The organism is Flavobacterium sp. DSP2-3-1, from assembly GCF_049896865.1.
Classification (GTDB): domain Bacteria; phylum Bacteroidota; class Bacteroidia; order Flavobacteriales; family Flavobacteriaceae; genus Flavobacterium.
On record NZ_JAFCVD010000003.1, the window covers coordinates 343,846 to 369,239 of the forward strand.

Sequence of the window (25,394 nt, forward strand, 5' to 3'; positions counted from 1 at the left end):
TAAAATAATAAAGTATGAAATGGAGTGGCAGACGTTCAAGTGAAAATTTTGAAGATCGAAGAGGAATGTCCTCTGGTGGAAAAACAATTGTTGGAGGAGGAATTATTGGGATTATTATCTTGTTATTGAATGTTTTTGGTGGTGAAAACGCCCAAATGCTTACGCCGATATTAGAACAAATGCATCAAGGAAACAGCGCTCCTACTGAACAAAGAGACCTAACAGCCGCCGAAATTGAAGAAGGCAAATTTATAGAAGCTATATTGGTAGATACAGAGGATGTTTGGGGAAAAATATTTCAGGAAAACAACATGCAGTATAAAAGACCAAACTTATTACTGTTCAATCAAGCTATAGAAACTGCATGCGGTAATGCTACCTCTGCTTCGGGACCTTTTTATTGTCCTGGTGATCAAAAAGTGTATATGGACCTGGCTTTCTTTGAAGAGCTAAAAACAAGATTTGGAGCGCAAGGAGGTGATTTTGCCACCGCTTATGTAATTGCCCACGAGATTGGTCATCATGTACAAACACTGTTGGGAACTTCCAATAAAATGAGACAAATGCAAGAAGGAAAAAGCACTGCCGAAGCCAATAAATTATCAGTGGCTTTAGAACTGCAAGCTGATTTTTATGCTGGAGTTTGGACGCATTACAACCAAAAAATGAATAATTTCTTGGAGGAAGGCGATATTGATGAAGCTTTAAGTGCGGCACATGCAGTTGGTGATGATGCAATTCAGGCCAAAATTCAAGGACATATTGTTCCGGAATCCTTTACACACGGAACTTCTGCACAACGAAAAGCTTGGTTTATGAAAGGCTATAAATCCGGAGATATCACTCAAGGAGATACTTTTGCAGAAATAAGATAATTGAAAAATCAATTAGAATTTAAAAATCGGGATGTATTCCCGATTTTTTTTTTATCCAGTTTAAACAAATTCAACCAATCAAAAGCACATCGGAAAAATTAACAGTACCTTCGCGCCAAATTAAAGAAGTAAACTAAATAAATGTGTTTGCTTCATAAACACAATTTATGTCATTTAACTCATTAGGCTTATCTGATGCTTTACTTAAAGCCATCAGCAAAAAAGGATATACAACTCCTTCACCAATACAACAAAAAGCAATTCCCCCAATATTAGAAGGCAAAGATGTTTTAGCATCCGCGCAAACTGGAACAGGAAAAACGGCCGGTTTCACGTTACCCATATTGCAAATCTTATCGCAGGGTCAGCATTTAAGACAAAGACCCATTCGTGCTTTAATATTAACTCCAACCAGAGAATTAGCAGCACAAATATTGGCCAATATCAAAGAATACAGTGAATTTTTAGACATAAAAAGCACCGTTATTTTTGGAGGTGTAAACCAGAATCCACAAGTTACCCAACTGCGTCAGGGTGTCGATATTTTAGTCGCCACACCAGGTCGGTTAATCGATTTGCAAAACCAAGGTTTAATATCGCTTGCCAAAGTTGAAATTTTAGTTTTAGATGAAGCAGACCGCATGCTGGACATGGGCTTTGTGCGAGACATTGAGCGTATTATAAAAGTATTACCTGTAAAAAGGCAAAACCTGATGTTTTCGGCAACCTTCTCAAAAGACATCAAGAAATTGGCAATGGGCATTTTGCACAATCCCGTTCATGTAGAGGCTACCCCGGAAAACACAACCGTGGATGCTATTACTCAAATAGTTTATCCTGTTGCAAAAGAGAAAAAAACCGAATTAATAATTAAATTGATTACAGAAGGGAACTGGAAACAAATTTTGGTTTTTACCCGCACCAAACAAGGCGCCAATAAGCTGACGGAAAGCATGATTAGTGCCGGAATCAAAGCAGCAGCTATTCACGGAAATAAAGGTCAGGGAGCACGAACCAAAGCCTTGGCAGGTTTCAAAGACGGAAGCCTGACCGCTTTAGTCGCTACGGATATTGCTGCGCGAGGTTTAGATATTCCGTTATTACCACATGTGGTAAATTTTGAATTGCCTAACATTCCTGAAGATTACGTTCACCGAATTGGTCGTACAGGAAGAGCCGGAGCCAATGGAGAAGCTATTTCGTTATTCAGTCCGGACGAAACGGTCTTTTTGCGCGATATAGAAAAATTAGTTGGCTTGAAACTGCCGGTTCAAAATATCAAAGGTTTTGAGCCAGATCCTAACGCTTCAAAAGAACCAATCAAACAAGGACAAGGAAGACAGCAACGCGATTCAACTCCTAAGAAACCAAAAACAGACACTACAAACCGAAGCAGCAATAATAGTTTTGGTCCAAGGCGTCCAAGTCAAAATAATGACAGACGTTCTAATAGATAATTAATTTTTATTCTTTTTTAGGAGCAGAATATTTTCGTTTTTTTAGAACGTATTTCCCGCTATACATTACAAACCTTCTTAGGGCTGAACACCAGCTCTAAGAAGGTTTTTCATTTCTATCGGGGCTATTCAGAGCGTTTTTACTTTCATACTATCGTTTTGTAAATTCATCCCACAAATCTACAATAGCCAGATAATTTGTAAGAAAAAATGAATATATTTGGAATAAAATAATATAATCTTTGTCACTCCTATCTACACTAAATTGGGTGGCTTTATTTGATTTTGTTATACATACAAATTGGCGGCAGCCTTGCAAAACGCACACATATTAATCACTTGCATACAATTTCATAAGATATAAATCATGAAAAAATTTAAAATCATATTAATTTTATTGTTAGCTGTTTCTGTAATTATAGTAGGTTACATCTACTCTCTAACATTCCAACCCGAAGGGCGGATAGATTGGGGGCAAGCTTTATTCTTAAAAATGGTAGGTAACAATGATAAACAAATAGGTTTACTAAAAAAAATGACAGTAAAGCAACGTAGTCATTTTACAGATGCGGTACCTATAAATACTGAAGGTTTAAATATTGATACTCTTAAAATCACAAATGATAGTCTAACTGTTTTTATCTTCAAACCTAAAAATTTACCTAAGAATAGCCCTGTGATCGTCTATTTTCATGGTGGGGCATTTGTTTTACCGTGGACAAATGTATCAGTAACTTATGCCACACTTTTGGCTCACACGTTTAACGCTATTGTAGTTGGTGTTGATTATAGAGTTGCTCCAGAGCACCCCTTTCCGACACCTAACAATGATTGTTATACTACACTACTTTGGACAATAAAAAATATAAGTAAATGGGAAGGAAATCCAAATCAAATAATTGTAGCTGGCGAAAGTGCTGGAGCGACTTTGGCCGCATTAGTAGCAATAAAAGCTAAAAAAGAACATTTAACAAACATTAAATATCAACTTTTAGATTGTCCTGTTAGTTATATTCCTTACAAAACTGATGCTTATATAAAGTTCAAGAATAGATATTTTTTAGAAGAAACTGAAATGCTTTTTGGGGTAGAAAGTTATTTACCAAATATGACTGATTATACAAATCCTTTAGCAATGCCGTACCACGAAAAGAATTTGTCAAATTTAGCCCCAGCTTTTGTGGTAACTTGTGAATTTGATCCTTTAAGAGATACAGGGCGGGATTACGCAAAAAAATTAAGCGAAGCAAAAGTTTCAACAGTTCATAAAGAAATGAAAGGAATGCTTCATTGCATGCCAGGTCCATTTAATGAAAGAGATAGAACTGAATTATATAGTGAAATAGCGAAAGAAATCAATCATAAAAATAAAAATTGAATTACAAATAAATCACCAATAAGAAAGGCAGCAGCCAATAGCTTCACAGCATTAGTCGGGAAATAGACTTTGTAGAAAGTTAGTTTTGTATTTGGGATGATTTGCTTCGCCTGTTCGCTGTCGCTCGGGTGGCGAATCTCAATAATTAGCTTAATTTTGTCTCCCCACTACGCAAAGTCTCCGACTTTGAGTACGTATTTTTCAGTCTCCGGCTGACCTTTAAATTCAAATATTTTAAAAATAAAATCGGTTGAAAACCGAAAGTCACTTCCTCAAAATCGGAGACTTTGTGGAACGTTGTAATTAACATTTAAAATCAAAAATCGTCAATAAAAAATCTGAAATCGGCTCCTCTTTATACTGAAAACTGTTGTTTCCAAATGCAACAATAATTTAAAGCATTACTTTACAAATTAGTATTCTATTTATATGTAGATAATATTTGTTTTTTATAGGAATATGGTATCGCCAGATCTTCATTGGTGTTTGCGACAGCTTCTGTCATGGCGATTTCATACTTATTCAAATCTAGATTAAGAATAATACCTACTCGGCTAAACTCTTCATTAATCTTTGCATTCAAGATCAGTTGTTCATTAGTTATAGGATGATTAAAAATTAATTGATGGGCATGAAGCATCATTCCTTTCAGTTCAAAATTCTCCAACCATAATTTATTTTGTTTGTTACAACCATGTGGACGACTTCCTAAAATAGGATGAAAAATATGTTTAAAATGTTTTCGTAATTGATGCATACGTCCAGTTTCAGGAATCGCTTCTACCAAACAATATCGTGAAGTAGGTTTATTGTTAAATTCTAACTCAATTTCGGTAGTTTGCAATCGATGAAAGTAAGTTATTGCATTTTGTATAATGCCATCATCATTGGTTAAATCATAATCAATCGTTAGATCTTCGGGTGACCAACCACGTAAAATTGCTAAATACTTTTTTTCGACTTCGCGTGTGGCAAAACGATCATTCATAATTTTTAAAATCTCCTTATCCAACGCAAATAACAAGACACCAGATGTTTTGCGATCTAACCGATGAATAGGATAAACATGTTGCCCTCCTATTTGATTTCTCAATTCTTGAATAGCAAACACTTTTGCATCGCGCGCGTAAAACGATTTGTGGACCAATAATCCACTTGGTTTATTAATTGCAATAATATATTCGTCTTGGTAAAGAATTTCTAGCATTTGGCAAAAATAAAAGAGATTCCTATCGAAATCTCTTTTTTGACTTATTTATTTCTATCTTTTTCTTTTTCCCTAACGCGAGCGTATTCCCAATTTTGCAGAGCTTAATCATCTCCAATCAAAAATCGCTAATCAAAAATCTGAAATCTATTTTAGCCCAACCAACCATCACGATCCAAACTTCTGTACTGAATAGCCTCAGCAATATGGCTGGAAACTACTATTGGAGCGGCATCCAAGTCGGCGATTGTGCGTGCTACTTTCAAAATCCTGTCATAGGCTCGCGCAGAAAGATTCAATCGTTCCATGGCAGTTTTCAATAATTGCTTGGAAACATTGTCCAAGGCACAATATTCCCGAATGTGTTTGGTATTCATTTGGGCATTATAATGGATATTTTCCATTTGCTCAAAGCGTTCGGTTTGAATTTCACGAGCCGCAGTCACTCTTTTGCGAATATCAACACTGCTTTCTGCTTTTTGGTCATCCGATAATTTTTCGAAAGGAACTGGCGTTACTTCGATGTGAATATCAATTCGGTCTAATAATGGTCCTGATATTTTACTCAAATACCGTTGCATTTCATGTGGCGAAGAAGTTTGTGGAGAATCCGGATCGTTGAAGAAACCACTAGGGCTCGGATTCATACTCGCCACCAGCATAAACGAGGACGGATATGTAACCGTAAACTTGGCTCTTGAAATGGTCACTTCTCTATCTTCTAATGGTTGACGCATCACTTCCAAAACATCTCTCTTAAATTCCGGCAACTCATCCAGAAACAAAACACCATTATGCGCCATAGAAATTTCGCCAGGCTGTGGATAACTTCCTCCTCCTACAAGTGCCACATTTGAAATGGTATGATGAGGACTTCTAAACGGTCTTTGATTCATTAGACCGACTTCCTTTAATTTTCCTGCCACACTATGAATTTTAGTAGTTTCTAAAGCTTCACGCAACGTCATGGGCGGCAAAATACTGGGTAATCGTTTGGCTAACATTGTTTTTCCTGCTCCCGGCGGGCCAATTAAAATAATATTATGTCCTCCGGCTGCGGCAATTTCCATGCAACGTTTGATGCTTTCTTGTCCTTTCACATCAGAAAAATCAAATTCGGGAAAATCTAAGGTTTTATAAAACTCTGCTCTCGTATCTATTGTTGTTGGTTCCAGAGTGCCTTTTCCTTCCAGGAAATCAATTACTTCCTGCACATTTTCAATTCCATAAACATCCAATCCGGCAACAATTGCGGCTTCTTTCACATTTTGCTTCGGAAGAAAAAAACCTTTAAAACCTTCTTCTTTGGCTTTTATGGCAATTGGCAAAGCACCTCGTATTGGTTGAAGACTTCCATCAAGGGAAAGTTCCCCCATAATAATATATTTATCAACATCTTCCGCATTAATTTGTCCCGAGGCTACCAAAATTCCAATGGCTAAAGTCAAGTCATAGGCAGAACCTTCTTTGCGCAAATCGGCCGGAGCCATATTGATAGTGATTTTTTTGCCGGGCATCGCGTAGCCATTATTTTTGAGCGCTGCCGCAATACGGTAACTACTTTCCTTGATGGCATTGTCTGGCAAGCCAACTAAATGATATCCAATTCCTTTGTCAATATTAACTTCAACAGTAATCGTTGTGGCTTCGACTCCAAAAACTGCACTTCCAAAAACTTTTACTAACATGTGTCCTTATTTAATTCTAAAATTAGAAAAAACTTTTCTTATTATAATTACAAATCCTACAAAACTTCTAATGAAATAATGAATAACAAAAATTTATTCAAAAAATAGTCAAAATTATTTGACATATAGCCCTATACCATTCATTTTTCGCAAAAACCAAATGTTAAAATTAAAAAAATTGACATATACTATTAGCATTTTTCTACTTTTAGAAAATAATTAGAAACCATAATATGAAAAAAATCTTACTCCTACTCTTTTTCAGTTTTTTACTGCCAAAAACCTACGCACAGGAATACTTTCCAAATAATGAAAGTGTTCAAAACAAAACCAGCAATTTTACTGCTTTTACCAATGCAAAAATCTATGTAACACCGACACAAGTTATTGAAAAAGGTACTTTACTGATTCAAAACGGAAAAGTAATTGGTGTTGGAACTAACATTTCAATTCCTAAAAATTGTACGACAATCAATTTAGATGGAAGATCCATTTATCCCTCTTTTATTGACATTTACACCAGTTTTGGAATCGAAAAACCAAAAGCAACTACCGAAAGGAATCCATCATACGATACTAACAGATCCGGTTTTTATTGGAATGAGAGCATTCGTTCCGAGGTAAATGCCTACCAAGCTTTTAAATACGACCAAACTAAAGCGGAAGAATTATTGAAAGCTGGATTTGGTGTAGTGGGAACTCATGTACCTGACGGAATCGCCCGCGGATCAGGAACCTTAATCGCTTTAAACAACTTTGAAAAGAAGAATCAACTGCTTTCCGATAAAGTGACCAATCATTTTGCTTTTACTAAAAGTGTAACCACTAATCAATCCTATCCAAGTTCATTAATGGGAATGATGGCATTATTACGCCAAATGTATTATGATTTAGACTGGTATAAAAAAGGAAATTCAACTACCAAAGATTTGTCGTTAGAAGCCTTAGCGAATAATGAAAAGTTAGTGCAAATATTTGCTTCAGAAGATAAATTAAACAGTTTACGCGCTGCCAAAATAGCAAATGAATTTGGCTTAAATTATGTTTTAAAAGGAAACGGAAATGAATTTGAACGCATTGAGGAAATCAAAAAGACGAATTCGAAATTTATTATTCCTGTCAATTTCCCGGAAGCGTATGATGTTTCAGACCCAAACCAAGCGAACCAAATGGAATTGAAAGACTTGCGTTTTTGGAACCAAGCACCGACGAACCTTAAAGTTTTAGCTGACAATGGAGTTATTTTCGCCTTGACAACAGACAAGTTAAAGAAGATGGAAGATTTCAGACCAAATCTTTTAAGAGCCATCAAATATGGTTTTGATAAAACGAAAGCATTAGAAGCATTGACAACAATTCCTGCTGCTCTTTTAGGAAAAAGTAACGAAATGGGAACTTTGAAAACAGGAAGTTTGGCGAATTTTGTGATTACATCCGGAGAAATTTTCGAAGAAAAAACGGTGTTATACGAAAACTGGGTTCAAGGAAACAAATTTGTTGTCAATGACATTGCAACGAAGGACATTCGTGGAAATTATGATTTAACCATAAACGCTGAAAGATACAAATGGAAGATTGATGGCGAAATTACTGCACCAAAATCAGAAATCACAACGGTTGACGCAAAAAAAATCAAGTCAAAACTTACAATGACCAATAATTGGATTTCTACAGTTATTAAACCCAATGATTCAACAAAAACCAGTTTCACAAGATTAATTGGATATATTGAGGACACCCAAAATCTTTCTGGAAAAGCGGTTTTATTCAATGGAAATGAAGTGAAATGGTCGGCGGTAAAAACCTCCCCATTTATAAAAGCGATTGATTCCTCCAAAATTGAGAAGAACAATATGATTATCCCAACAACATTTCCTAATGTTGCTTTTGGAAATCTAAAGAAACCTGTAGCAGAAACAATACTTTTTAAAAATGCTACCGTTTGGACCAATGAAAAAGATGGTATTTTAGAAGAAACAGATGTATTGGTCAAAAACGGAAAAATAGCCTCCATCGGAAAAAATATTTCTGATGCATCCGCTACAGTCGTTGATGCCAAAGGAAAACATTTAACCAGTGGAATTATTGATGAACATTCACATATTGCCATTTCTAATGGTGTGAATGAAGGTGGACACAACTCCAGCGCCGAGGTCACGATTCAAGATGTAGTGAATTCAGAAGACATAAATATATACCGAGATTTAGCCGGTGGGGTTACGACATCACAATTATTGCACGGTTCAGCCAATCCAATTGGGGGACGTTCAGCGATTGTAAAATGGAAATGGGGAGCACCTGCAGATGAAATGCTGTACAAAGACCAACCAGGATTTATTAAATTTGCTTTGGGAGAAAATGTAAAACAAGCCAATTGGGGTAACGTAAATCCTACTCGTTTTCCGCAAACTAGAATGGGTGTTGAGCAAGTTTTTACAGACTATTTTCAACGTGCTAAAGAATATGACTTAGCTTGGAAAAACTACAATTCTACTGGTAAAAAAGGAAAAGGGAAAGCGCCAAGAGTTGATTTAGAACTTCAAACATTAGCCGAAATCTTAAACAAAAAACGTTTCATCTCTTGTCATTCTTATGTACAATCTGAAATTTTGATGTTGATGAATGTAGCCGAAAAATTCGATTTTAGAGTCAATACCTACACCCACATTCTTGAAGGCTATAAAGTCGCCGACAAAATGAAAGAACATGGTGTTGGAGCCTCTACTTTTTCGGATTGGTGGGCTTATAAATTTGAAGTAAATGATGCTATTCCTTTCAACGGACCTATCATGCATAATGCCGGAATTGTAGTAGCCTACAACTCTGATGATGCTGAAATGTCCCGAAGATTGAATCAGGAAGCAGCAAAAGCAGTAAAATATGGGAATATTTCTGAAGAAGATGCTTGGAAATTTGTTACTCTGAATCCTGCTAAACTATTGCATATTGATGACAAAGTAGGAAGTATCAAAGTGGGTAAAGATGCCGATATTGTATTGTGGAACACCAATCCATTATCAATTTATTCCAAAGCTGAGAAAACCTTAATTGAAGGTATAGTATATTACGATGCTCAAAAAGATGAAGCGCAAAGAGTAGCAATTGCTAAAGAAAGAAGTGAGCTAATAGGTCAGTTATTGCAAGAAAAAAATAAAGGCATGACCACGCAAGAACCTAAAAAAACGGAGAAGAAAGAATATCATTGTGATACTTTAGAAGAATAATACAATGCATTTAAATTTCAACAATCGTGCTTTTATGATAAAGCAAAGCACTTCTAAAAAATCTATAACTATGATTAGTAAAAAAATATATCTTTTAATATTGGCATTTAGTATATCAATACTTACACAGGCACAACAAACACCTGCCGCGAAACAATCAAAATCTATTTTGATTCTCAATGCTACAGCACACCTTGGTAATGGCGAAATAATTGAGAACAGTGCCATCGGATTTGTGGACGGGAAAATTACTTTGGTTGCAGATGCCACAGTAATCCGATTAGCCGCCGGTGCATACGATGTAACAATTGATGCAAGCGGAAAACACGTTTATCCAGGATTTATAGCTCCCAATTCTACACTAGGTTTAGTTGAAATTGATGCTGTAAAATCTTCTGATGATGAAGATGAAATTGGCGCTATGAAGCCTCACGTAAGAAGTATTGTTGCTTACACAGCCGATTCAAAAGTAATAGAAACTGTAAGACCGAACGGTATTTTGATGGCTCAAATCACGCCCAGAGGCGGAGTTATATCTGGTTCTTCCTCAATTGTTCAACTGGATGCCTGGCACTGGAAAGATGCGCTTATAAAAGAAAATGATGGCATTCACATCAACTTCCCTACTACGTTCAAACGTGGCGGTACCAGATTTGAACCGGGAAACATCGAGGCCAATAAGGATTATTCAAAACAAATTTTAGAATTATCCTCTTTTTTATCTAATGCAAAAGCGTATTTAGGCGAAAGTTCGAAAGAGCGAAATTTAGTTTTAGAATCTACAAAAGGTTTGTACGACGGAAGCCAAACGCTATTTATTCATGCCAATGAAGAAAAACAAATCATCGATGCGGTGCAATTTGCCAAAGAAAGTGGCATTAAAAAAATGGTGATTGTTGGCGGATATGAAGCCTACAAAACAGCTGAATTATTACAAAAAAATAATATTGGCGTGCTGCTTAGACGAGTGCATGAAATGCCTGAAAATGACGATCATGATATTGATTTACCATACAAAAATGCTAAATTACTAACAGATAAAGGAGTTCTTGTAGGTTTAGAAAACAGCGGTGCCCATGAAAGAATGAATACCAGAAATCTACCATTTTTAGCTGGAACATGCGCTGCGTACGGACTAAACAAAGAGCAAGCGTTGCAATTAATAACATCAAATACTGCTAAAATATTAGGAATTGATGCGCAATGTGGTACCTTAGAGCAAGGAAAAGACGCTACACTATTTGTTTCTGAAGGTGATGCTTTGGATATGAGAACAAATAAATTGACCAACGCTTTTATCCAAGGCAGGATGATCAGTCTGGAAACGCATCAAACAAAGCTGAACGATCGCTATAAAACAAAATACAATCAAAAATAAAGTAATACAATGGGACTATTTAATGCCATTTTAGGCAATGCATCAGAAGTGAATATTGAAAATATTTCTAATGAATTTGAGCCAATCTTAATTGATGGCGAGATAATTGAAAAAGCGTATAAACTTATTCGCGATATGTTTATTTTCACCAATAAAAGACTGATTTTGGTCGAAAAACAATTGGTTGGAAGCAAAGTTGATTACATGTCAATTCCGTATTCAAGTATTAAGAAATTCTCTAAAGAAAGCGCCGGAATATTGGATTTAGATGCCGAATTAAAAATTTGGTTGAATAACGACAACAATCCAATTATCAAACAATTTGGAAAGGGCGGAAACAACATTAATGAAGTATACAAAATTTTAAGTATGCATACTTTGAAATAGAAACAATATTGAAGAAATCCTAAAGATGACACTAATTGAAATTCAGTTAGTGTCATTTTTCTTTTACCGAATTCTATTTACAGTTAAAAAAATTAAAATAAAGTAAGATCAGAGAATTAAATATTATAAGAATACCCACTTTAACAGTTAAGATAAGATTTCTCTTTGAGCTTACTTTGACAAATTCTAATTTTTCGCTTAAAATTACACTATACCTATAATAAAAAGGGGTACACATTGTTTAAATCATAAAAATAAAACATTCAACAGCTTTTTTTAAGGGGGTTAATGATGATTTTTATATTTTTATTGAAATTTAAAACTAAAAACAATGAGGAAAATTATTTTAGGTGTACTATTAATCACAATCTTGGTATTAACCTTTTTTTCAAATTATTTTCTAATAGATAACCCTGCTCCGACAGAAGCTGTAAAATTTGATACTGGCGATACCGCTTGGATGATTGTTGCGACAGCACTTGTATTCATTATGACTCCTGGTTTAGGTTTCTTTTATGGTGGAATGGTGGGTAAAAAAAATGTTATCAGTACCATGCTTCAAAGTTTTATGGCAATGATAATTGTAACCGTTTTATGGATTGTTATCGCTTTTGGATTATCGTTTGGCCCATCAATTGGTGGTATCATAGGAAATCCTATCCCAAATTTATTTTTCCAAGGTGTAGGAACCAACACATCATGGAGTTTGGCTCCAACAATCCCTTTTATGTTGTTTGCTTTATTTCAGGCGAAATTTGCCATAATCACGCCAGCATTAATTACAGGCGCATTTGCAGAAAGAATTCGTTTTTGGGCGTACTTATTATTTATGGTTTTATTCATATTACTTGTTTATACGCCATTGGCACACATGACCTGGCATCCAGATGGTATTTTCTTTAAAATGGGAGTTTTAGATTTCGCCGGTGGAACAGTTGTTCACATGAGTGCTGGATGGGCTGCTTTAGCCGGAGCCATTTTCTTAGGAAAAAGAAAAGTACAAAAAGTAAATCCTGCTCGTATCACTTATGTATTATTAGGAACTGGTTTATTATGGTTTGGATGGTTTGGTTTCAATGCGGGATCAGCTTTAGGTTCAAACGGTCTGGCAGTTCAAGCTCTTGGTACGACTACTGTTGCAGCTGCGGCTGCGGGAATGTCTTGGGTATTTCTTGATAAAATTCTTGGTCACAAACTTTCCGCAATGGGAGCTTGTATCGGTGTTGTAGTAGGTTTAGTCGCCATAACTCCTGCGGCAGGATTTGTAAGCATTCCACACGGTATGTTCATCGGAGCCTTTGCCAGTATAGTGAGTAATTTAGTGGTTAGGAGTTTCCATAAAGGGAAAATTGATGATGCTTTAGACGTTTTCGCCTGTCATGGTGTCGGTGGAATGGTTGGAATGCTTTTAACTGGAGTATTTGCTTCAAAATCAATCAACTCTGTTGTTGGTGATAACCAAGGACTGATTTTTGGCGATGCTACATTATTCTTGAACCAGTTAACTGCTTTAGCAGCCGTTTCCATATTTGCTTTTACAGCTTCTTATTTCCTTTTCTTTATTGTAAATAAAATTACTCCGCTTCGTGTAAGTGAAGAAAAAGAAGAGTTAGGCTTAGATATTTCTCAACATGGTGAGTTTTTGTAAATCATTACAAAATTAATAAACTCTCTAAAATTCAGAGCGTTTATTTTTGCTCTATAACTGTCCTAAAAACTTATAATTTATAAAATAAGACCCATTCTTTCAACAATGAACTAACAGCATTAAATCTAATTTATCAAATATTAATTTTAGCCAACATACTTTTAAAACAAAATCCCAATCTTAAGATAAAGATTGGGATTTTATTTTAAAATATAGTCTAAGGCTTTCTTATTACTTAACCCGATTATCTATTTTAAGATAGTAAACTCAACTTTTGAATCATTATAAATTCTGTGGGTTTGTTTTTGAAAATCTGCTGATTTAGCATAAAAAATATTATCAACAAACGTTTGCGGATTCAAATCAATAAATGGAAACCACGTACTCTGAACCTGAATCTGGATTTTATGTCCTTTTTTGAAAGTATGAAAAACATCCTGTAATTTAATGTTAACTGCCGTTTTTTCATTGGCTACAAAAGGTTCTGGTTTTGAAAAACTGTTTCTAAAACGCCCTCTCATCACTTCACTGCGCACCATCATGTGATAATTACTCATTTTTAAATAAGGAGCCACTTCTTTTGTCTCCGGTTCATCATTCGGGAAAACGTCAATCACCTTAACAATCCAATCCGCATCAGTTCCAGTGGTTGACACTTGTAATTTTGCCAATATTTCTCCGGCTAATGTAGTATCGTCGTTCAATATTTCTGTTTCAAAAACAATTACATCGGGGCGTCTGGCAGCAAAACGCTGATCATCTGTCATGTATTTCCTTGGCGTTAGCCCTGCTTGTTTGATATCTTCAGAATAAGGAACCGGTTTTTTAGGATCACTGATGAATTCTTCAAAAGAAATATTTTTCTTCGCCATTTTTGTCAATTGACTTCCTTGCAAAAAGAAATCTTGTTTTTCAGTATTTTGAGGAGGCCAAGTTTCATACGTTTTCCATTCTTTTCTTCCAGTGTCAAAAACATATGCTTCCGGTAATTTATTTTCACCTTTACCGTCGTTTTTTAAGAAATGACGGAAGAAATTAGCTTCTATATTTTTTTGATAATAACCGGAAATACTGTCTCCAAAATTAATATTACCAATCACTTGTTTTGCAGAATTTCTAGCCCAATCACCGTGACTCCATGGTCCCATTACGATCGTGTTGTAGTTTTTGCTGCTCTTTTCTATTGTACTATAGGTATTTAAAGGACCGTATAAATCTTCGGCATCAAACCAACCTCCGACTGTCATTACAGCTGGTTTAATGTTTTTTAAATGTTGTAAGATGCCACGCTTTTGCCAAAAATCATCATAACTGGAATGGTCTTTCAGTTGTTGCCAAAATTCATCTTCTTTACCGTAATATTTGTCTAAATTAGATAGAGGTCCAGCATCAAGGAAAAACTGGTAGTCATCATTTGTGCCCGTATTCGCAAATTTATACCAAGGCTCAACGGTACGCTTTGTTTTTTGCGGACCAAATAATGGAGTTACTTTCCAATAGCTCAACAAATAAGCACCATTGTGATGAAAATCATCAAAAAAGAAATCAGCAATACACGCTTGAGGCGAAACTGCTTTCAAAGCCGGATGATTACTCAACAAAGAATATGTTGCGTAAAATCCAGGATAAGAAATCCCCCAAGTACCCACATTGCCGTTGTTATTAGCCACATTTTTAACTAACCAATCAATCGTATCATACGTATCTGAAGCTTCATCGGTATCTTTCTTTCCTTTTTTATTTGGAATAAAACCACGCATATTATCGTACAAACCATCACTCATAAATCGACCGCGGACATCTTGATAGACTACAATATACCCGTCCTTCATCATGGTTTCACTTGGAGAAATACTTTTTTTGAACTGATTTTCTCCATAAGGCCCTGAATTATAGGGCGTTCTTTGCATTATAATAGGATATTTTTTGGAAATGTCTTTTGGAGTGTAGATCGATGTAAATAATTCTGCTCCGTCACGCATTTTGATATGCACTTCTTTTTTAGTGTAATTTTCAGACACATAATTCACTTTATTATCTTGTGCAAATAACACCGCACCAATAAATAAAAGAGAAATACTTAGTAGTTTTTTCATAAATTTTATAAGTTAAAATAGTTTTTAAAGATAAAAAATCTTACCAAATAAAACCAACATAAATTTAAATTTATGATTTTTAAAAGCAATATTTCGAATGCCTTTAAAATATATAAAAACAAAAAAAAGGCCTATTTGGCCTTTTTAAATGAATCAATTCCTTCTCTCAACCAGCCTTTATAGGCGTTAATGTCTGAGTTGTAACTTTCTGGTTTATCAGATAACATGTTTTCTTCAGTATCCAAAACAATGTAATACGGTTGCGCATTGGCTTTGTATCTTGTAATTTGAAAATCACTCCATTTATTCCCCACACTTACAATTTCTTTACCGGTTTCTTTAGACACATATTGCTCGCTTTTTGGTAATTCTCTTTTATCATCGACATATAAAGAGATCAGCACCACTTCATCTTGTAATATTTTTAAAATCGCAGGATCAGACCAAACATAATCTTCCATTTTTCTACAATTCACACAAGCATATCCTGTGAAATCAAGTAAAATTGGTTTATTTATTGATTTGGCATAAGCCAATCCTTTTTCATAATCTTCAAAGGCTATAAGATCATGTGGTCCTAAATGTGCGCCGTTCGGCAAAATTACAGCTGATGCATTAGTACCACCTTTAGAGTTTCCCACTCCGTATGGACTTTCACTATAGGTCATTGGCGGCGGGAAACCAGAAATTAATTTTAAAGGTGCTCCCCAAATTCCTGGAATTAAATAGATGGTAAAGGCCAAAACTACTAATCCAAAAGACAATCTTCCCACCGAAATATGATTCATCGGGCTATCATGCGGAAGCGTAATTTTTCCGAATAAATAAAATGCCAATGTTCCAAAAATAGCAATCCAAATCGCTAAGAAAACTTCTCTTTCCAAGAAATGCAACTGCAGTACCAAATCCGCATTCGATAAAAATTTGAATGCCAAAGCCAATTCTAAAAATCCTAAAACTACTTTAACTGTATTTAACCAACCACCGGATTTTGGTAATGAATTTAACCAACCCGGGAACATCGCAAACAACATAAAAGGTAAAGCTAAGGCCAATGAAAATCCGAACATTCCAATAATTGGTGCAATTCCGCCTTTGGAAGCAGCTTCGACTAAAAGAGTTCCTACGATTGGCCCGGTACATGAAAAAGATACAATCGCTAATGCCAAGGCCATGAATAAAATTCCAATTATTCCGCCTCTATCGGCTTGATTATCTACTTTATTAGCCCATGAATTAGGCAACATAATTTCAAAAGCGCCCAAAAACGACGCAGCAAATGTGACCAATAAAATAAAAAATATAATATTAAACCAAACATTTGTCGACAATGCATTTAATGCGTCGGCACCAAAAATCCAAGTCACTAAGAAGCCTAAAACTACATAAATGAATATAATGGCAATTCCATAAATAATGGCGTTCCTAATTCCTTTTGCTTTTGTTTTACTTTGTTTCGTAAAAAAACTTACTGTCATAGGAATCATCGGGAAGACACAAGGAGTAAGCAAAGCGGCAAATCCAGAAAGAAAAGCAATGAAGAAAATAGACCATAATCCTCTTTGTTTTGAAGGTTTACTATTTAAAACAGGAACGATTTCAGGAGTGACAGTTTCTGCTTTATTTACATCGGTATTTAAAACTGCAGTATCAACTTTAGCCGAATCTATAGGAGTTAAATCAGTTGCTAACGTAGCTATTTCTGCTGTTTTTGAAGCCGCAGGAATTGCAAACGTAAAATTCTTCTCGATATTGATGCACGCTTCTTTACAAACCTGATAATTAAAGTTGACTTCAATTTTAGTGATTTTTGGATTTATAATCGAAATCTCCTGCTGAATTTGAGCTTTTTTCTCAAAATAGGTTTCGTTTACTTCAAAAATATCATTGAAAGCAGTTGTGGTTTTGCTTTCTTTGGCTTTGCCCACTAAATTAAAATTTCCTTTTTGATTTTTGAAACTAATTTCCAAAGGCAAAGAGCCGCCTTCAGCCGTAAATTGGGAATACAGATGCCAATCTTTTTCTATAATAGCATCAAAAGTTAGGATGTAATTAGTATCTGATTTTTTTTCTATTTTGGTCGTCCATTTTGCAGGATCAAGAATTTGAGCGTCACCATTGGCAAAAGCCAAAAAAGCAATAAGTATAAATAGTAGTTTCTTCATCATTCTAATTGTATTTTAAGTATATTTTTTGTTGTGTCATCTATTCTAAAACGTTCATCCTGACGCAGGCCAATTATCCAAACAATTTCATTATCCGAACTCAAAAGCCACGAGTTTTCTTTTTCTATCAACGATAATTTTTCATCTTTAAAAAGCTTACTCACTTTCTTCGATTTACCATTCATACCAAAAGGTTTAAAGCTATCGCCCTCGTTCCAATGACGTAAGACTAGCGGAAATTGCAATTTATCAACATCCACAAAGATAGCTTTATTAGAAACGTTACTAATGTCAGCTACTTTACAAAATGAAAGATTTAAGGGAATATTAACTTCTTTTTGATCTTCAGCAATAAAATATTCCTCCCTTTCATTTACGAAATTTATTGGGCTTAAGATTAAAGAATCTCTGTCTTTCAATAATCGGAATTCAGGAGAATACACGTATTTTCCCGATTGGCTTTCGACCAAATCATAAATATCATCCCATGCCGAAAATTCAAATTCTTTCAGCCATTGATATAAATATGATTTGTAATTGGGTAATTTTTTTAATTTTATTAAATCAAAATAAATAGTATCCTCCTCTTGCTTTGCAACTTGCTGATAAATCATGATGGAAGCATCTTCAACCATAACTTGTGCTTCCTGCAAATATGCTTGTGTTTTGTGAAACGAAGAAAGGAGATTTGGATTTAATTCTTTTAACATCGGGACCAAATGATGACGAATTTTATTTCGAAAGTATTTATCCGATGCATTGCTGCTATCTTCTCGCCACTGAATGTTATTTAATCCGGCATATTCTTCTATTTCGTCTTGGCTAAATGCCAAAAGAGGACGTATCACTTTTTCGTTCTGTTCCGGAATCCCTGTCAAACCTTCTAATCCCGTTCCTCGAACCAGATTGATTAGGAACGTTTCAAAATTATCATCGGCATGATGGGCAGTCAGAATATAATCATATTTTTCAGTTTCTAGTAACTCATAAAACCAGTTGTAGCGTAATTCTCGAGCTGCAACTTGTGTAGAAATTTTATAATCTTCAGCAAAAGCTTTGGTATCAAATTGTGTTATAAATATCGGAATAGCATTTGTAAAGGCATATTCCTTAATGAAATTCTGATCTTCAAAACTTTCCATTCCTCGCAATTGAAAATTGCAATGTGCGATTCCTATTTTATAATCCAATTGCTGAAACAAATGCACCATGACCATACTGTCTTTCCCGCCGCTTGTGGCAAGCAGTATTTTTTTCCCGTTCAAAAACGGGAAATTATGAAGAAGATGGTTTTTGAATTTCTGTAGCATGTTCAAATTTAATTAATTCGTTTTAATTTCACTTAAAACTTCTCGCATAGCTTTTGCTTTTAGCAAACATTCTTCATACTCGTTTTCAGGAATTGATTGCGAAGTGATGGCACTTCCAACCGAAAAAGAAACATATTTTTTTTCTTGATTGTATAAAATACTACGGATAACCACATTAAAATCGAAATCCCCGTTGGGTGTAAAATAGCCCACAGCTCCACTGTACAGACCTCGTTTTGTTTCTTCCAGTTGTTCAATGATTTTCATCACTGAAATCTTTGGCGCTCCAGTCATGCTTCCCATTGGAAAAGTTGTTTTCAAAATATCAATTACGGAATATTTCGAATCTAATTTAGAGGTAACCGTTGATATCATCTGATGAACTTGCAAAAAAGAGTAAATCTTGCACAACTCCTCTACTTCCACTGATCCTTTTTGTGCCGTTCGCGACAAATCATTGCGGACTAAATCCGTAATCATAATATTTTCGGCTCGTTCTTTTGAGTCAAATGCCAATTGCCTTTTTGATTGCTCATCTTTACTTTCATCCAAAAATCGTTTTGCGGTTCCTTTAATTGGTTGCGAAATAATGAACTCTCCTTCTTTCCTTAAATAACGCTCCGGTGTCGCCGAGAGTAAAAAATTAATATTATTTTTAAAAAAAACAGCAAATGGAGGCTGAGAAATTTCGTTAAGTTTTATAAATTTTTCAATTGGATCTATAGTTGCATTTTCGGCAAAAAATTCCATACAAAAATTAGCTTCATAAATATTGCCTTGATGAATGTGTTCCAATACTTTTGAAACTTTCTCAATATAAATTTCCTTCGGAATTCGTTGCTGAATTTTTATTGCCGATTCCTGATTATTAAACACTAAACGCTGAACACTGATTTCTTGAAAGTCTTCCTCCTCTTCATCATCACACATCTTGAGATATTGAATTTCCAACTGATTTCCTTTCAATAAAAACAACTTCTTAGGCTGAAAGAAATACAAATCCGGAAAATTCAACGCGTCATAATTCTTAGATTGTAATTGCTCAATATCATTTTTTAAATCATACGATAAATAACCAAAAAGCCAGTCTTTAGTGCTTTGCTGGTATTGTTTTAAATCCTCAAAGGCATTATGATAATCGGTCTTTATTGAAGTAAATGCGTCAACGGCAAGAACACAATCATAACTGGAATAATTGTGTGTATAATCATTACTGTCCAAATAAATAATTTCTCGAAACTGTTGAGACCAAAATAAAAGTTGTTGTTTGAACAATTTTGGATCGGAAATAGACTTGTAAATTGAAGTTCTCAAAAAGTATTGGTGTTTAAAATTCAAAATTACAACAAAAAATAAACCTTCAATAACCGATTTTATTAAAATTAGCTTATTTTTTTGTAATTTTAATAGTGTAGGATCAATTTCGGATTATTTTAATCTTTTAATCATTCCCATAATGGCTTCAAAAATTTTCCTGAATTTAGTTGTTAAAGAAGTGAAAAAAATCAATTTATTTTTTTTCTAAACTTAGATTTTCTTGCAATCCTTGATTTTCTGATGAGCATGCTGCCTGCAAGATTACAGTCAAAAATATTTTTGCTATCCAAGTTACTGAGCGATGTGGTATAAAATTTATTTAAAAAGAAATTTTCCAGGCCCATATAAGAGCACTACTATTAGTGGCCATAAATGTTGATTGTAGAGAAAAAGTTAATGTAATGGTCAAAAATACCCTTGATGACAGTGGTTCGATCGATATAGAGCCATAAAATCATATATGAATGTACGGATACAGTTTTGCCGATTTAAATGGACCTCAATGGGAAATTATATACAGGAATGACAATGATCTTCCAAAATAATAACTATCTAATTTGTAACCTCTAACACAATATATTATGAAAATTGCAATTATTATTATCCGAACTTTAATTGGACTTATATTACTTTATGCGTCCATTAGCTTTTTTCTAAAATTAGCACCAGAACCCGAAGTTACCGGCAATTTCAAAGCTTTCAACATAGGTTTAGTCGCCTCTACTTACATCTTGCCATTAGCAAAATCAATAGAACTACTTTGCGGACTATCCTTTATTGTGGGACGGTATGTTACGTTAGCCAATATCTTAATCTTACCCATAACCTTGAACATTTTATTTATTAATTTTTTCTTGTCCCCTGAAGGAATTCCTGTTGCCGTATTCTTATTTTTAGGAAATCTGTTTTTAATTTACACCCATTGGGATAATTATAAAGGTTTATTTGTAGCAAAAGGTTAAATGAGTACACCTCACAAAAAACAAAAACCCGCTCAATTGAACGGGTTTCACTATTTTTAAATAAAATTATTTAACTATTTATACATGCAAAGCTCTATTGTCAGTAGCCGCTAACGCCGCTTCTTTAATCGCTTCCGCAAATGTTGGATGCGCATGAGACATTCTCGAAATATCTTCAGCAGATGCTTTAAATTCCATTGCTGTAACTGCTTCAGCAATTAAATCCGCACATCGAGCTCCAATCATATGAACTCCTAAAACTTCATCCGTTTTTGCATCAGCAAGAATTTTCACAAATCCGTCTAAATCTCCACCTGCTCTTGCACGACCTAACGCTTTAAAAGGGAAACTTCCTGATTTGAACTCAACACCAGCCGCTTTCAATTGTTCCTCCGTTTGACCTACAGCAGCCACTTCTGGCCAAGTATAAACGACACCCGGAATCAAGTTATAATCAATATGTGGTTTTTGACCCGCTAATATTTCAGCAACCATTGCTCCTTCTTCTTCTGCTTTGTGCGCTAACATTGCTCCACGGACTACATCGCCAATGGCATAAATATTAGGAACTGAAGTTTGTAAATGATCGTTTACTTCTACCATTCCCCTATCCGAGATTTTTACTCCAGCTTTTTCAGCATTTAAACCGTCAGTGTATGGACGACGTCCCACAGAAACTAATGAATAATCCCCTTCTAGAGTAATTGTTTCTCCTTTTGCATTTTCGGCTTGAATAACAACACCTTCGCCATTTCTTTCTACTGATTTCACTTTGTGTGAAACGTAAAATTTCATGCCTTGTTTTTTTAATACTTTAGTCAATTCTTTAGACAATGACGCATCCATTCCAGGAATGATTCTGTCTAAATATTCTACTACAGAAACTTGCGCTCCCAATCGTAAATACACTTGACCTAATTCAATTCCGATAACTCCACCACCAATAATCACCAAATGTTTTGGCACTTCTTTCAGTTTTAAAGCTTCGGTAGAAGTGATGATTCTTTCTTTATCAATTTTAATAAATGGTAAAGAAGATGGTTTTGAACCTGTAGCGATAATGATATTTTTAGCTTCAATCGTTTCAGAAGTTCCATCCGCTTTTGCAACAGCAACATGTGTAGCATCAACAAATGAACCCAACCCTTCAAGAACTGTTATTTTATTTTTGTCCATTAAAAATTTCACACCACCTGAAGTTTGATCTACAACAGCTTGTTTGCGGGCAATCATTTTTTCAAGATTCACTTTTACTTCTCCGGAAACTTCAATTCCGTGCTCTGCAAAATGAGCAATTTCACTGTAATGGTGAGAGGAAGCAAGTAATGCTTTTGATGGAATACAACCTACATTAAGGCAAGTTCCTCCAAGAGTTGAATATTTTTCTATAATTGCTGTTTTGAAACCCAGTTGTGCACAACGAATTGCTGATACATATCCGCCTGGTCCAGAACCTATAATGACTACGTCAAATGAACTCATAGTATATTTTTTTTATTATGTTTTGTAAAATGTTCCACAAAATTAAGGAATTAAGTTTTGTTTAAAGTTTAATTCATAAGGTTTTTTATTATGAATTTTTAGCAATTAGTATTTACTAAACGTTAAATATTTATGTAAATGGACCTATCTACTAAATATCAACAACGGTCGTGCTTTTTACTTCACTAATCATAAATGTGCTGTGTGTGCTTCCTATATGTTGTAATGTAGTGAGTTTTGTAACCAAAAATTCCCGGTAGGCTTCCATATCTTTTACGACTATTTTTAGTATATAATCGTAATCTCCACTCACATGGTGACATTCAATCACTTCCCTGAGTTGTATCACTTCGCTTTCAAACTTAGCGATAAACTCTTTAATGTGCTGTAATAATTTAATGTGACAAAAAACCACAAACCCTTTTCCTACTTTCGAACGATTAACTAACACAACATATTTATCGATAATTCCTTCTCTTTCTAATTTTTTTATGCGTTCGTAAACGGCAGTAACTGAAAGATTGAGTTTTAAGGAAAGTTCTTTGGTTGTTTTCTTACTGTCTGTCTGTAATAAAAAAAGCAGTTTTTTATCTACTGAATCTAATATCATTTTTTGTTAAAATTGAATTGAAATAAAATCTATATAAACACTATTTAAGAAGCTAATTTAGAAAATTAATTTACATTAATCATATTTTGCAGTTTTAAAATCCAATATTTAATGATATGATTGATAATTAATCTATAATGATTTTATTTTGAAATAGATTTCTCGATGTACACCAGATTTCTAGCCCAGATAGCAGTAAAAATCCTTTTCTTTTTTTGTTTAAAAAAGAAAAGATTGAAACGAATAGCTGGAAATAGCTCCTAAATAAACGATTAAATATAAATTATGAAAAATTTCAAGCCAGCAGACAACATTCAGGATTTACAGCACTTTGGTGAATTTGGTGGTGTAAATCCCTCTATTTCTGACTCCTCAACCTATACTTTCTTATCGGCAAAAACGATGTTTGATACTTTTGAAGGCAATATGGAAGGCTGTTATTTGTATTCTCGACATTCCTCACCGAGCAATTTATACTTAGACAAAGCATTGGCAGCAATGGAAGGAACAGAATCAGCTAATGTTTCGGCTTCGGGAATGGGAGCAATTACGCCTACTCTATTGCAATTGTGTGGAACGGGCGATCACATCGTTTCGAGCAGAACTATTTATGGTGGAACCTATGCTTTTTTAAAGAATTTCACTCCAAGATTAGGTATCAAAACTACATTTGTCGATATCACAAAACTAGATGTAGTTGAATCCGCAATTACACAAGAAACTAAAGTTTTGTACTGCGAGACGGTGAGCAATCCTTTGCTGGAAGTCGCTGACATTGCTGGTTTAGCAAAAATAGCCAAAAGACATAATTTGAAGTTAGTTGTGGATAATACATTTTCGCCATTATCCGTTTCTCCAGCCAAATTAGGTGCAGACATTGTCATTCACAGTTTAACAAAATACATCAACGGAAGCAGTGATACTGTAGCTGGTGTTACCTGTGCGTCACAGGAATTTATTGACAGTTTAAAAAACGTGAATAGTGGCGCCAGTATGTTACTGGGTCCCACAATGGATAGTTTGCGTTCGGCCAGTGTGATGAAAAACTTGCGTACCTTACATATCAGAATGAAACAGCACAGTCATAATGCGCTATATCTCGCAGAACGTTTTGAAAAAGAGGGACTAAAAACGGTTTATCCGGGATTAAAAAGTCACCCTAGTCATGAATTGTATGCAACGATGATTGATCCGGAATATGGTTTCGGCGGCATGATGACATTGGATGTTGGAACTTTAGAAAAAGCCAATGCATTAATGGAATTGATGCAAGAAAAAAACTTGGGTTACCTCGCTGTAAGTTTAGGATTTTACAAAACCTTATTCAGTGCGCCGGGAACTTCAACTTCTAGTGAAATACCTATCGAAGAACAAATGGAAATGGGGTTGACTGATGGTTTAATTCGATTTTCTATAGGATTAGATAATGACATTGAAAGAACATATCAAATGATGAAGCAATGCATGATAGAACTAAATGTTCTTACATCCGAATACGTTTCAACAGTATAGTTGATTTTTCTACAATTTGTATAAGCAGCAAATATTTTGCTGCTTTCTTTTACCAATTTTTATTGCAATCAAGGTATAACAAGACAACAAGAATTGTAACCTAAAACTCCTAAATATAGGTTTAATCAACCTAACGTATGCTTAAATTAACTCTAAAGTTTATAAATTTCCGTAATCCGTAATCCGTTAAAATGCAACATTATAGATGTTAAAAACAATTTAAGTGTGTATTTTATTTGACCATCAAATTGTTTTTTATTTGTTACTATGCTTCTATCTCATACTTATTAAACACAAAAAAACCTATTCAAATAAATGAATAGGTTTTTCAAAGAAAGGCGACGACATACTCTCCCACATAACTGCAGTACCATCTGCGCAGGCGGGCTTAACTACTCTGTTCGGGAAGGGAAGAGGTGAGCCCCGCCGCAATAACCACCTTAAGAGGTTATAATTGCTTTGGGCAATCATTGTAATGTTGTTTATACTGCTATAAACATCAATTACATAATATCTTAACATACTGAGATAAAGAAAATAAAAAGTGTTGAGAAAGTTTCTTCCTGCCGATTGCTCGGCAGGAAAAGCGTACATAAGCTTACGGGTTATTAGTACTACTCGACTATGACATTACTGCCTTTACATCTATAGCCTATCAACGTGGTCATCTCCCACGACCCTTAAAAGAAATCTCATCT

17 protein-coding genes and 2 rRNA genes are annotated in these 25,394 nt (G+C 34.9%); 9 read left to right on the forward strand and 10 right to left on the reverse strand.

The features are described 5' to 3' along the window. The first annotated feature begins 14 nt into the window (after positions 1 to 14). The 3 genes from ypfJ to ACP7AT_RS05480 all read left to right on the forward strand — a co-directional run bounded on the left by ypfJ (position 15) and on the right by ACP7AT_RS05480 (position 3,710). Entirely contained in the window at positions 15 to 875 is an 861-nt protein-coding gene (gene ypfJ, locus ACP7AT_RS05470; protein ID WP_426063336.1) for a KPN_02809 family neutral zinc metallopeptidase, read from the forward strand. Positions 876 to 1,042: 167 nt separating this feature from the next. After that, entirely contained in the window at positions 1,043 to 2,332 is a 1,290-nt protein-coding gene (locus ACP7AT_RS05475; protein WP_426063337.1) for a DEAD/DEAH box helicase, read from the forward strand. A 367-nt stretch (positions 2,333 to 2,699) separates the two neighbouring features. Continuing rightward, entirely contained in the window at positions 2,700 to 3,710 is a 1,011-nt protein-coding gene (locus tag ACP7AT_RS05480; protein WP_426063338.1) for an alpha/beta hydrolase, read from the forward strand. Between the two features lie 421 nt (positions 3,711 to 4,131). Here ACP7AT_RS05480 and ACP7AT_RS05485 read toward each other — a convergent pair whose 3' ends face one another. Then, positions 4,132 to 4,917: a pseudouridine synthase gene (locus tag ACP7AT_RS05485; protein ID WP_426063339.1), complete on the reverse strand. Its 786-nt coding sequence runs from the start codon at positions 4,915 to 4,917 to the stop codon at positions 4,132 to 4,134. Positions 4,918 to 5,069: 152 nt separating this feature from the next. Further along, complete coding sequence (locus ACP7AT_RS05490; protein WP_426063340.1) at positions 5,070 to 6,605, reverse strand: YifB family Mg chelatase-like AAA ATPase; 1,536 nt, start codon at positions 6,603 to 6,605, stop codon at positions 5,070 to 5,072. A gap of 233 nt (positions 6,606 to 6,838) precedes the next feature. Here ACP7AT_RS05490 and ACP7AT_RS05495 point away from each other — a divergent pair, with 233 nt between their 5' ends. From ACP7AT_RS05495 to ACP7AT_RS05510, 4 genes are all read left to right on the forward strand, one after another. After that, positions 6,839 to 9,829 (forward strand): amidohydrolase family protein, encoded by a 2,991-nt coding sequence (locus ACP7AT_RS05495; RefSeq protein WP_426063341.1) that lies wholly within the window; start codon positions 6,839 to 6,841, stop codon positions 9,827 to 9,829. A 70-nt stretch (positions 9,830 to 9,899) separates the two neighbouring features. Next, positions 9,900 to 11,207: an amidohydrolase family protein gene (locus tag ACP7AT_RS05500; protein WP_426063342.1), complete on the forward strand. Its 1,308-nt coding sequence runs from the start codon at positions 9,900 to 9,902 to the stop codon at positions 11,205 to 11,207. Between the two features lie 9 nt (positions 11,208 to 11,216). Beyond that, entirely contained in the window at positions 11,217 to 11,594 is a 378-nt protein-coding gene (locus ACP7AT_RS05505; protein WP_426063343.1) for a PH domain-containing protein, read from the forward strand. A 331-nt stretch (positions 11,595 to 11,925) separates the two neighbouring features. After that, the gene (locus ACP7AT_RS05510) at positions 11,926 to 13,242 is read left to right on the forward strand and encodes an ammonium transporter (protein WP_426063344.1); all 1,317 of its coding nucleotides are present in this window, start codon (positions 11,926 to 11,928) and stop codon (positions 13,240 to 13,242) included. Positions 13,243 to 13,490: 248 nt separating this feature from the next. Here the strand turns inward: ACP7AT_RS05510 and ACP7AT_RS05515 are convergent, their stop codons facing one another. The 4 genes from ACP7AT_RS05515 to ACP7AT_RS05530 form a co-directional block, all read right to left on the reverse strand. Beyond that, positions 13,491 to 15,338 carry a CocE/NonD family hydrolase gene (locus ACP7AT_RS05515; RefSeq protein WP_426063345.1) on the reverse strand — a complete coding sequence of 616 codons (1,848 nt, stop codon included), beginning with the start codon at positions 15,336 to 15,338 and terminating at the stop codon, positions 13,491 to 13,493. 131 nt (positions 15,339 to 15,469) lie between these two features. After that, complete coding sequence (locus ACP7AT_RS05520) at positions 15,470 to 17,503, reverse strand: protein-disulfide reductase DsbD family protein (protein ID WP_426063363.1); 2,034 nt, start codon at positions 17,501 to 17,503, stop codon at positions 15,470 to 15,472. Further along, positions 17,503 to 18,813, reverse strand: a complete 1,311-nt coding sequence (gene tilS, locus ACP7AT_RS05525) for a tRNA lysidine(34) synthetase TilS (RefSeq protein WP_426063346.1) — start codon at positions 18,811 to 18,813, stop codon at positions 17,503 to 17,505. Before tilS ends, ACP7AT_RS05520 begins: the two co-directional genes overlap by 1 nt. A gap of 12 nt (positions 18,814 to 18,825) precedes the next feature. Continuing rightward, complete coding sequence (locus ACP7AT_RS05530) at positions 18,826 to 20,127, reverse strand: anthranilate synthase component I family protein (RefSeq protein ID WP_426063347.1); 1,302 nt, start codon at positions 20,125 to 20,127, stop codon at positions 18,826 to 18,828. A gap of 584 nt (positions 20,128 to 20,711) precedes the next feature. On the opposite strand from ACP7AT_RS05530, the gene ACP7AT_RS05535 reads away from it, so the two are divergent. Further along, on the forward strand, positions 20,712 to 21,092 hold the full coding sequence (locus tag ACP7AT_RS05535) for a DoxX family membrane protein (RefSeq protein WP_426063348.1): 381 nt from the start codon (positions 20,712 to 20,714) through the stop codon (positions 21,090 to 21,092). Between the two features lie 78 nt (positions 21,093 to 21,170). Here the strand turns inward: ACP7AT_RS05535 and lpdA are convergent, their stop codons facing one another. Together lpdA and ACP7AT_RS05545 are read right to left on the reverse strand one after the other, a co-directional pair. After that, a complete protein-coding gene (lpdA, locus tag ACP7AT_RS05540) occupies positions 21,171 to 22,574 on the reverse strand; it encodes a dihydrolipoyl dehydrogenase (protein ID WP_426063349.1) in 1,404 nt (467 codons plus the stop codon). 151 nt (positions 22,575 to 22,725) lie between these two features. Next, on the reverse strand, positions 22,726 to 23,184 hold the full coding sequence (locus ACP7AT_RS05545; protein WP_426063350.1) for an Lrp/AsnC family transcriptional regulator: 459 nt from the start codon (positions 23,182 to 23,184) through the stop codon (positions 22,726 to 22,728). A 285-nt stretch (positions 23,185 to 23,469) separates the two neighbouring features. On the opposite strand from ACP7AT_RS05545, the gene ACP7AT_RS05550 reads away from it, so the two are divergent. After that, positions 23,470 to 24,696, forward strand: coding sequence for an aminotransferase class I/II-fold pyridoxal phosphate-dependent enzyme (locus ACP7AT_RS05550; RefSeq protein WP_426063351.1), 1,227 nt, complete (start codon positions 23,470 to 23,472; stop codon positions 24,694 to 24,696). A 333-nt stretch (positions 24,697 to 25,029) separates the two neighbouring features. Here the strand turns inward: ACP7AT_RS05550 and rrf are convergent. Both rrf and ACP7AT_RS05560 read right to left on the reverse strand, forming a co-directional pair. Next, positions 25,030 to 25,139 (reverse strand): 5S ribosomal RNA (gene rrf / locus ACP7AT_RS05555). Positions 25,140 to 25,284: 145 nt separating this feature from the next. Continuing rightward, positions 25,285 to 25,394 (reverse strand): 23S ribosomal RNA (locus tag ACP7AT_RS05560); the annotation flags it as partial.